This window comes from Streptomyces sp. BE303 (assembly GCF_036290945.1).
Taxonomy (GTDB): domain Bacteria; phylum Actinomycetota; class Actinomycetes; order Streptomycetales; family Streptomycetaceae; genus Kitasatospora.
This window is the reverse complement of record NZ_JAQYWZ010000817.1, coordinates 64711-73729: the sequence shown is the minus strand read 5'-3', so window position 1 is coordinate 73729 and position 9019 is coordinate 64711. Positions and strand designations below refer to the sequence as shown.

Here is a 9019-nt window from a genome sequence, read left to right as displayed (position 1 = left end):
TCTGGTCGACAGCGCGGCCCTGGTCGAGACGCTGCGGGCCGGCCGGCTCTCCGGCGTCGGCCTGGACGTCTACGAGGAGGAGACCGGCGTCTTCTTCACCGACCGCTCGATCCAGGGGATCGCCGACGACACCCTCGCCCGCCTGGTCACCTTCCCCCAGGTGCTGGTCACCTCGCACCAGGCCCACTTCACCCGCACCGCGGTCGGCCAGATCATCGACGCCACCGTCCGCAACGTGGACGACTACGCCGCCGGGCGCCGCGGCGAGAACGTCCTCGTCCCGCGCGGCCGAACCGCTCGCGCGGAACCCTGCGCGGGGGGCGGCGGAGGCACCGGAGTAAGGCCCGCCTAGGCTGTACGACGAAGCAAAACGGGCGAACCGGACCCACCCAGGGGCCGCGAGGATGGAAAGCAGGACCCGCCGATGGGTGACGGAATGCCAGGAATGCACCACCACGGCGGGATGACCGAACTCGGACCCTTCTCGCTCTCCAACGTGCTGACCTGGTCCCCCGACTGGGTGTTCCTGATCGGCAGCCTGGCGGCGCTGGCCCTGTACCTCACCGGCGTGGTCCGGCTGCACAGGCGCGGCGACCGCTGGCCGGTCGGGCGCACGGCGGCCTGGGCGGCGGGCACCGGGACGGTGATCCTGGTCACCTGCACCGGGTTGAACGACTACGGCATGGTGCTGTTCAGCGCGCACATGATGCAGCACATGGTGCTCTCCATGCTGTCGCCGATCCTGCTGCTGCTCGGGGCGCCGATCACGCTGGCGCTGCGCGCCCTGCGACCGGCCGGCAAGGGCAATCCGCGGGGGCCGCGCGAGCTGCTGGTGGCCCTGCTGCACAGCACCTACGTGAAGGTGATCTCGCACCCGGCGTTCACCATCCCGCTGTTCATCGCGAGCCTGTACGGGGTCTACTTCACCCCGCTGTTCGACTTCCTCATGGAGTACCGGCTCGGGCACATCTTCATGATGGTGCACTTCCTGGCCACCGGGCTGGCGTTCTTCTGGCCGATCATGGGCGTGGACCCCGGTCCGAACCGGTCGGGCCACGTGATGCGGATCATCGAGCTGTTCATGGGCATGCCGTTCCACGCCTTCTTCGGCGTGGCGGTGATGATGGGGAGCCAGCCGCTGGTGAAGACCTTCACCAGCGAGGGCGCGCCGCCCGGGACGGACCTGCTGGCCGACCAGAAGCTGGCCGGCGGCATCACCTGGGCGTTCGGCGAGATCCCGACGGCGATCGTGCTGATCGCGCTGGTCTACCAGTGGATGCGCTCCGAGGAGCGCCTCTCCCGCCGCCGGGACCGCGCCGAGGACCGCAGCGGCGACGCCGAGCTGGCGGCGTACAACGCGTACCTGGCGTCGCTGGACAAGCGCAACCAGCGGCCCGCGCCGGCGGCCGACGCCGGCTGAGCCCGGCCCCACCGCTCCGGAACCCCCGCCCTCGGGCGGGGGTTCCGTCGTTTCCGGAGCCGGGAACGGAGCCGGAGCCTTGGCCGGCCGGGGGCCGGCCGGGGGCCGACCGGCGGCGGCCCCGGGGGGTCAGCCCGCCGTGCCGGACTGCCGGGCCAGGCCGGCGACCAGGATGTCCAACCCGAACTCGAACCGCTCGTCCCCGACGTCGCGGGTGAGCGCGACCGCCATGGAGGTGATCATCGGGTAGCGGTCGGTCGGGACGGTGTCGAAGTAGTTCCGGATCCGCTCGGTGAACTCCTCGCTGTTCCCGCCGCCGCGGGTGGACGCCTCGAAGGCGGTCGCCGTCGTGTAGAGCCCGAGCAGGTCGACCCCGTAGGCGGCGGTCTGCTCGTCGAGGCCGCCTGCGCGCAGCATGCCGAGCATGGCCTCGGCGATGTCCATCGCGTGCGGGGTCACCGGGACGTTGGCGACGACGGCGGCCCTGGCCAGATCCCGGTGCGAGAGCAGCACCTGGCGGGAGCGGCGCAGCAGCCGCTTCACCTGCTCCTGCCACGTGGCCGGGTCGGGCCGCTCCAGCTCGATCTCGGTGTAGGCGAGGTCGAGGACGAGCTCGACCAGCTCCTCCTTGCTGCCGACGTGGGCGTACAGGCTGGCGGCGCCCGTGCCGAGCTCCTGTCCGACCCGGCGCATGCTGAGCGCGTCCATGCCCTCGGCGTCGACGATCCTCAGCGCGGCCTCGACGATCCGCTCCCGGCTCAGCGGCTGCCGTCTGGGCGGAGCCTTCTCCTTCTGCCAGTGCTCGGACCAGCCGGAGCGCGGGGCGGCACTGGTCATGGGGGCTCCTTCGTGGTCGGTGACGGCTCCCAGATTACTTGACACGAACACCGTTCCATGGGAGAACACTGTTCGTTCAGAAAAACAGTGTTCGTCGAGACGAACGACGTTCGCCCCGTGGAATCCGGAGAGCACCCCCCATGACCGACCAGATCGCCCCTCCCGACCCCTCGCCGACGGCGGCGGCCGAGAGCCCGCCGACCGGCTACCGGCTGCGCTGGGCCGGCCTCGCCGTCATCCTGGCCGCCGAGGTGATGGACCTCCTCGACACCACGATCGTGGGCGTCGCCTCGCCCTCCGTCCGCCAGGACCTCGGCGGCAGCGACGCCCAGATCCAGTGGATCTCCGCCTCCTACACGCTCGCCTTCGCCGTCCTGCTGATCACCGGAGCCCGGCTCGGCGACTTCTTCGGACGCAGGCGCCTCTTCACGCTCGGCGCGGCCGGCTTCACCCTCGCCTCGGTGCTCTGCGCGGCGGCACCCGGCGCCGGCGCCCTGATCGCCGCCCGGACCCTCCAGGGCCTGTTCGCCGCGCTGCTCATCCCGCAGGGCCTCGGACTGATCAAGTCGATGTTCCCGCCCAAGGAGATGGGGGCCGCGTTCGGCCTCTTCGGCCCCGTCCTCGGGCTCTCCTCCGTCCTCGGTCCCACCCTCGGCGGCTACCTCACCGACGCCGACTGGTTCGGCCTCGGCTGGCGGACCGTGTTCCTGATCAACCTGCCGCTCGGCCTGCTCACCGTCCTCATGGCCGGCCGGATCCTGCCCGCCGACCGCGTGACCGCTACCGCCCGCACCGGCCGGCTCGACCCGGTGGGCGTGCTGCTGCTCAGCCTCGCCGTGCTGCTGCTGGTCTACCCGCTGGTCCAGGGGCGCGAGCTCGACTGGCCGCTCTGGGTCTTCGTGGCGATGGCCGCGTCCCTGCCGGTGCTCCGGCTCTTCACCCTCCACCAGCGCCGTGTCCTGCGGCGCGGCGGCACCCCGCTGATCGAGCCCTCACTGTTCGGCAGGCGGGCCTTCGTCTCGGCGCTCGCCACCGGGCTGGTCTTCTTCGCCGCGCTCTCCGGCCTGCTGCTGGTCTTCACCCTCCACCTGCAGCTCGGTCTCGGCTGGACCCCGCTGCACGCCGGGCTCTCGATGATCCCGCTGTCGCTCGGTGTGGTCGCCGGCGCCGTCCTCTCCGGCGCGCTCCTGGCCCCGCGCCACGGCCGCCGGGTCCTGCACGGTGGCATGGTGGTCGCCGCCTGCGGTGCGCTCGGCCTCTGGTACTCGGTCGAGCACTGGGCGGCGGGCCTCACCAGCTGGGAGCTGCTCCCCGCGCTGGCCCTCACCGGTTTCGGTCTGGGCCTGATCATGGCGCCGTTCTTCGACATCGCCCTGGCCGGCGTCGAGGAGGCGGAGACCGGCTCGGCCTCCGGCGTCCTCAACGCCCAGCAGCAGCTCGGCGGCTCGGTGGGCGTCGCCCTGCTCGGCACCGCGTTCTTCGGCTGGGCCGGCACCGACGGCTTCCAGCACGCGGCCGGGCGGACGTACGGCCTCGCCGCCGCCCTGCTGGCGCTGGCCTTCCTGGTCGCCTTCCTGCTCCCCCGCCGGGCGCGCCCCGAGAGCGAGCACTGAGCGCGGCGCGCACCGCCGCCGCACCGGCCGGTGGCGGCGCCCGGCCGGTGGCGGCGGGAACGCCGGGAGGCCCCGGGATCCGCTCCTGCGGATCCCGGGGCCTCCCGGTTCACTTCGCCTGCGGTCAGCCGAGGTTGGCCAGCGCGTCGTTGAAGGTCTTCGACGGACGCATCGCGGCCGCGGCCTTGGCCGGGTCCGGCTGGTAGTAGCCACCGAGCTCGACCGGCGTGCCCTGGACGGCTGCCAGCTCCTCGACGATGGCCTGCTCCTGCTCGCCCAGCGACTCGGCGAGGCCGGCGAAGGCCTGCGCCAGCTCGGCGTCCGCGGTCTGGCCGGCCAGCTCCTGGGCCCAGTACAGGGCCAGGTAGAAGTGGCTGCCGCGGTTGTCGATGCCGCCGAGGCGACGGCTCGGCGACTTGTCCTCGTTGAGGAAGGTGCCGGTCGCGCGGTCCAGGGTGTCGGCCAGCACCTGGGCGCGGGCGTTCTCCGTGGTGCGGGCCAGGTGCTCGAAGCTCGCGGCCAGCGCGAAGAACTCGCCCAGGCTGTCCCAGCGCAGGTAGTTCTCCTTGACCAGCTGCTGGACGTGCTTCGGGGCGGAGCCGCCGGCACCGGTCTCGAACAGGCCGCCGCCGTTGATCAGCGGCACGACCGACAGCATCTTGGCGCTGGTGCCCAGCTCCAGGATCGGGAAGAGGTCGGTCAGGTAGTCGCGCAGCACGTTGCCGGTGACCGAGATGGTGTTCTCGCCGCGGCGGATGCGCTCCAGCGAGAACGTGGTGGCGTCGACCGGGGCCTTGATCTCGATCTGCAGGCCGGTGGTGTCGTGCTCCGGCAGGTAGGCCTTGACCTTCTCGATCAGGACGGCGTCGTGCGCACGGGTCTCGTCCAGCCAGAAGACGGCCGGGTCGCCCGAGACACGGGCGCGGGTGACGGCCAGCTTGACCCAGTCGCGGATCGGCAGGTCCTTGGTCTGGCAGGAGCGGAAGATGTCGCCCGGCTCGACGGCCTGCTCCAGGACGACGTTGCCCTCGGTGTCGACCAGGCGGACGGTGCCCGCGGCGGCGATCTCGAAGGTCTTGTCGTGGCTGCCGTACTCCTCGGCGGCCTGGGCCATCAGGCCGACGTTCGGGACGGAGCCGATGGTGGCCGGGTTCAGGGCGCCGTGGGCGCGGCAGTCGTCGAGGACGGCCTGGTAGACACCGGAGTAGCTGCTGTCGGGCAGCACGGCGAGGGTGTCGGCCTCCTGGCCGTCCGGGCCCCACATGTGGCCGGAGGTGCGGATCATGGCCGGCATCGAGGCGTCGACGATGACGTCGCTCGGGACGTGCAGGTTGGTGATGCCCTTGTCCGAGTCGACCATGGCCAGGGCCGGGCCGTCGGCCAGCTCGGCGTCGAACGAGGCCTTGATCTCGGCGCCGTTCTCCAGCGCGTCGAGGCCGGCGAGGATGCCGCCGAGGCCGTTGTTCGGGTTCAGGCCGGCGGCGACGAGCGCCGGGCCGTACGCGGCGAAGGTCTTCGGGAAGAAGGCGCGGACCACGTGGCCGAAGATGATCGGGTCGGAGACCTTCATCATGGTGGCCTTGAGGTGGACCGAGAACAGCACGCCCTCGGCCTTGGCCCGGGCGACCTGGGCGGCCAGGAACTCGTGCAGGGAGGCGACGTGCAGCACGGAGGCGTCGACGACCTCGCCGGCCTGGACCGGGACCGACTCGCGGAGCACCGTGGTGGTGCCGTCCGCGGCGAGCAGCTCGATGCGCAGCGAACCGGCCTCGGCGATCACGGTGGACTTCTCGGTGGAGCGGAAGTCGTTCTCGCCCATGGTGGCGACGTTGGTCTTGGAGTCGGCCGACCACGCGCCCATGCGGTGCGGGTGCGTCTTGGCGTAGTTCTTGACCGACGCGGGGGCCCGGCGGTCCGAGTTGCCCTCGCGCAGGACCGGGTTGACGGCGCTGCCCTTGACCTTGTCGTAACGGGCGCGGACGTCCTTGTCCTCGTCGGTCTGCGGGTCGTCCGGGTAGTCCGGCAGCGCGTAGCCCTGCGCCTGCAGCTCGGCGACGGCCGCCTTCAGCTGCGGGATGGACGCCGAGATGTTCGGCAGCTTGATGATGTTGGCGCCCGGGGTCTTGGCGAGCGCGCCCAGCTCGGCGAGGGCGTCGCCGATCTGCTGGCCCTCCTCCAGACGCTCCGGGAAGCTCGCGATGATCCGCCCGGCGAGGGAGATGTCGCGCGTCTCCACCTTCACGCCCGCCGTCGAGGCATACGCCTGCACGACCGGCAGGAACGAGTACGTTGCCAGGGCCGGCGCCTCGTCGGTGTGCGTATAGATGATGGTCGAGTCAGTCATCGGTACTCCGCTTCGCGTCTCCAACGTCTTGACGTCAAGATATCTCGTGATCGCCCCTTCGCTCCACCTCCCCCCGGTTCGGATGTGCGGAGGGAGGCGTCCGGGGCACCGGGGCGACGGTCAGCTCCACGGTGGTCCCGGCGCGGGCGCGCGGCAAGCGGAGCGTCCGGAGGACCGCCGGAGGGGGCTACCGGAGGGCGCCCGAGCGGGCCGCCAGCCGCGCCTCGAACTCGGCCAGGTCGGCCAGGAACCAGAGCTGCCCGCCCCGGTTGGACTCCCGGACGAAGTCCCGCAGGGCGCCGCTGGCCAGGGTGTGCCGGGAGATGTCGCCGAGGACGGCGAGCCCGACCCGGTAGGTGGCGAACTTCTGCACGATCCCGCCGGCGATCCGGGTGCTCAGGGTGAAGAACTCGTCCGGGAAGCGCTCGGCCGGGACGAGCACCCAGGCGGCGTCGCGACCCAGGGCGTCGCCGATGACGTCCATCGCCGCGGACTCGTCGCGGATGGCCGGGCCCTCGGCGGGCAGCCGCAGGACACCTGACGGGGCGGTGGGGCTGTGCTCAGACATGACGGTTCTCCGTGGTCATGGAGTGGATGACGGCGAGCAGCTCGGCCGTGTCGGCCGGATCGCCGAGGATGATCACCTTGAGGGTCGCGCGCTCCTCGTTGTGGAGGGACTCCACCCGCGTCGGGACGGTGTTCCCGCGCGGGCCCGAGACCAGTGCCACGAGGGTGTTCGACAGCCGGACGGCCTCCCGCACACCGACACCGTCGATCTGGACGACGGTGGAGACCTCGACGTGCAGCGGACCGGGCTCCGGCGGCGCCGACGCCTCGGGGTCCGCGCCGGCGAAGGACTCGAAGTCGCGGCGGGCGATCCGGTACTGCTTCCCGATCCTGGTGGCCCGCAGCCGGCCGTCGCGGACGTAGCCGCGGACCGTCCGCACGTGCAGCCCCAGCAGCTCGGCCACCTGTTCCACCGAGTAGTACTCCGGCACCGGACACCCTTCGCGCGATGACTCCTTACGGTCGGAAACTACCATGAGAATAGGTTGGATAGGGAAGGATAGGGAGTGCTGTCCGATGAGCGGTACAGCCGACCGTCAGAACTTCGTCAACGCAGCGCGGCATTCGGTCAACGCTGCGTCAGGACGGCGTCCGACTGCCCGGCGCCGCCCTAGCGTCGAAGGAGCAGTTCCGGCAGGCCCCTCCACCACTCGGGAGCACCCGCATGGCCCGCGTCGTCTGGCACGTCCCGGTCACCGTCACCGGCAGGACCACCGCTCTCCGCCTCTTCCGCCTTCGGGACGGCCGCCGCTGCGCGGTCGGCTTCAGCTCCGCCGGCGCGCTGGCCGGCCTGCTCGGCGCCGGGCAGGCCGCCGTCGAGCTCGGCGAACCCGCCCTGCGCGCCCTGACCGCCCCGCTCGGCGTCGACGAGCTGGTCCTGGACCCGCGCCTGGTCGCGCAGCCCGTCGCGGGCGGCGCGGACCGCCCGGCCGGTGCCCGCCGCCCGGCGGCGGGCACCGGCCTCCCGGCCGCCCGGCTGCAACACCGGTGAGCGCCCTCCACCTCGTGCCCGGCGCGCCCGGGCCCGAGGAGGCCCGGCCGCTGCAGGCCCTCGCCCGGGTGAGCTACGGTCCGGTCCCGCTCGACTTCGACCGGCTGGCCGCCGAGTTCCCGGCCGTCCAGAGCGGCCTCGCCCTGGCCGGCGACGCCGACCTCGAACTCCGGCTCGCCTGCACCGGGCCGGAGGAGTTACGGGCCGTCTCCGTCGCCCTGCTGCGCGCCGGGGCCGCCCACGTCCGCATCGACCTCGTCCTGCGGGCGCTGATCCCGGGTCAGCCCGCGCTCCGGTCCGTGCCCTGACGGCCCGTGCCCCGCTGTCCGGAGGGGAGCACGGGCCGGGCGCGGGCCGGGCGCAGGCGCAGACGCCGGGAGGGCCTACACCCCCTGGCGGGTGAGGGCCGCGACGGCGGTCAGCAGCAGCGCCGAACCCGCCACCAGGGCCGGGGTGAGCGGCTCGCCGAAGCACACGACGCCGAGCACCGCGGCCGTCACCCCCGGCACCACGGTCAGACCGGCGAAGTACCACCGGTAGGCGAACAGGGTGGGCACGGTGCCGAGGAAGAGCAGCGCACCGGCCGTCGCCAGCGGCTCCCCGCCGGACGGCAGGACCCCGCCCTCCGCCACCGCGAGCGGCAGCAGGCAGAGCAGCCCGGTGGTGAACGCCCCGGTCGAGGCGCGCGCCGAACCGCCACCGCGCGCCCAGAGCGTCAGCCCGCTCTGCCCGGCCCCGGCCAGCACCGCGAGGGCCGCCCCGAGCAGCGGACGCGGACCGGCCGCCGGGGCGGCCACCAGCAGCGCCAGCCCGCCGAGCGCGAGGGCGAGCGCGACCGACGCCCGGGCCGTCAGGCGCTCACCGAGCAGCAGGTGGGCACCGAGGCTGGTGAGCACCGGACCGGCGCCGATGGTGATCAAGGTGCCGAGGCCGAGACCCGCGTACTGGACCGAGGCGAAGTAGGCGCACTGGCTGACGGCCAGTGCGAGCCCGGTCAGGACGGCCGCGCGGCGCGGGGCACCGCAGGCCCGCCCCCCGGCCGTCCGCCGGAGGGCGGGCAGCAGCGCGAGGCAGCCGGCCGCGACGGCGAACCGCCAGGCACAGACGGCCACCGGGCCGAGCCCTCCGGTGCGCAGCAGCAGGGCGGCGACGGCTCCGCCCGCGCCCCAGGCCACGGCGGCGGCCGAGATGGACAGCAGGCCGTGCCGGACCGGCACGGCGACATGAGTGGTCATGCGTTCGTTCTC

Annotated in this window: 10 protein-coding genes; 5 read left to right on the top strand and 5 right to left on the bottom strand. The window is 73.0% G+C overall.

Going from position 1 to position 9019, the window contains the following annotated elements; genetic code table 11:
* Both PUR56_RS28345 and PUR56_RS28340 read left to right on the top strand, forming a co-directional pair.
* The coding region (locus tag PUR56_RS28345; RefSeq protein ID WP_329951022.1) for an NAD(P)-dependent oxidoreductase at positions 1–352 on the top strand (352 nt) is incomplete at its 5' end.
* A gap of 93 nt (positions 353–445) precedes the next feature.
* Positions 446–1420 (top strand): cytochrome c oxidase assembly protein, encoded by a 975-nt coding sequence (locus PUR56_RS28340; RefSeq protein WP_329951023.1) that lies wholly within the window; start codon positions 446–448, stop codon positions 1418–1420.
* Positions 1421–1549: 129 nt separating this feature from the next.
* On the opposite strand, the gene PUR56_RS28335 is transcribed toward PUR56_RS28340, so the two are convergent.
* Entirely contained in the window at positions 1550–2257 is a 708-nt protein-coding gene (locus tag PUR56_RS28335; RefSeq protein ID WP_329951021.1) for a TetR/AcrR family transcriptional regulator, read from the bottom strand.
* 140 nt (positions 2258–2397) lie between these two features.
* On the opposite strand from PUR56_RS28335, the gene PUR56_RS28330 reads away from it, so the two are divergent.
* Positions 2398–3870: an MFS transporter gene (locus tag PUR56_RS28330; RefSeq protein ID WP_329951020.1), complete on the top strand. Its 1473-nt coding sequence runs from the start codon at positions 2398–2400 to the stop codon at positions 3868–3870.
* 124 nt (positions 3871–3994) lie between these two features.
* Here the strand turns inward: PUR56_RS28330 and PUR56_RS28325 are convergent, their stop codons facing one another.
* The 3 genes from PUR56_RS28325 to PUR56_RS28315 all read right to left on the bottom strand — a co-directional run bounded on the left by PUR56_RS28325 (position 3995) and on the right by PUR56_RS28315 (position 7212).
* On the bottom strand, positions 3995–6214 hold the full coding sequence (locus PUR56_RS28325; protein WP_329951019.1) for an NADP-dependent isocitrate dehydrogenase: 2220 nt from the start codon (positions 6212–6214) through the stop codon (positions 3995–3997).
* A gap of 187 nt (positions 6215–6401) precedes the next feature.
* A complete protein-coding gene (locus tag PUR56_RS28320; RefSeq protein ID WP_329951018.1) occupies positions 6402–6782 on the bottom strand; it encodes a DUF4180 domain-containing protein in 381 nt (126 codons plus the stop codon).
* Positions 6775–7212, bottom strand: coding sequence for a helix-turn-helix domain-containing protein (locus PUR56_RS28315; RefSeq protein WP_329880051.1), 438 nt, complete (start codon positions 7210–7212; stop codon positions 6775–6777). The genes PUR56_RS28320 and PUR56_RS28315 overlap by 8 nt, the downstream gene beginning before the upstream one ends.
* 233 nt (positions 7213–7445) lie before the next feature.
* Between PUR56_RS28315 and PUR56_RS28310 the strand changes: the two genes are divergently transcribed.
* Both PUR56_RS28310 and PUR56_RS28305 read left to right on the top strand, forming a co-directional pair.
* Positions 7446–7772, top strand: coding sequence for an SAV_915 family protein (locus tag PUR56_RS28310; RefSeq protein ID WP_329951017.1), 327 nt, complete (start codon positions 7446–7448; stop codon positions 7770–7772).
* Complete coding sequence (locus PUR56_RS28305; RefSeq protein ID WP_329951016.1) at positions 7769–8080, top strand: hypothetical protein; 312 nt, start codon at positions 7769–7771, stop codon at positions 8078–8080. Before PUR56_RS28310 ends, PUR56_RS28305 begins: the two co-directional genes overlap by 4 nt.
* A gap of 75 nt (positions 8081–8155) precedes the next feature.
* Here the strand turns inward: PUR56_RS28305 and PUR56_RS28300 are convergent, their stop codons facing one another.
* Entirely contained in the window at positions 8156–9007 is an 852-nt protein-coding gene (locus tag PUR56_RS28300) for an EamA family transporter (protein ID WP_329951015.1), read from the bottom strand.
* Positions 9008–9019 lie beyond the last annotated feature (12 nt).

Bases quoted from the DNA above. Each gene is read 5' to 3' on its own strand.
- PUR56_RS28340 (WP_329951023.1), top strand. From the start codon at position 446: ATGCACCACCACGGCGGGATGACCGAACTCGGACCCTTCTCGCTCTCC.
- PUR56_RS28335 (WP_329951021.1), bottom strand. From the start codon at position 2,257: ATGACCAGTGCCGCCCCGCGCTCCGGCTGGTCCGAGCACTGGCAGAAG.
- PUR56_RS28330 (WP_329951020.1), top strand. From the start codon at position 2,398: ATGACCGACCAGATCGCCCCTCCCGACCCCTCGCCGACGGCGGCGGCC.
- PUR56_RS28325 (WP_329951019.1), bottom strand. From the start codon at position 6,214: ATGACTGACTCGACCATCATCTATACGCACACCGACGAGGCGCCGGCC.
- PUR56_RS28320 (WP_329951018.1), bottom strand. From the start codon at position 6,782: ATGTCTGAGCACAGCCCCACCGCCCCGTCAGGTGTCCTGCGGCTGCCC.
- PUR56_RS28310 (WP_329951017.1), top strand. From the start codon at position 7,446: ATGGCCCGCGTCGTCTGGCACGTCCCGGTCACCGTCACCGGCAGGACC.
- PUR56_RS28300 (WP_329951015.1), bottom strand. From the start codon at position 9,007: ATGACCACTCATGTCGCCGTGCCGGTCCGGCACGGCCTGCTGTCCATC.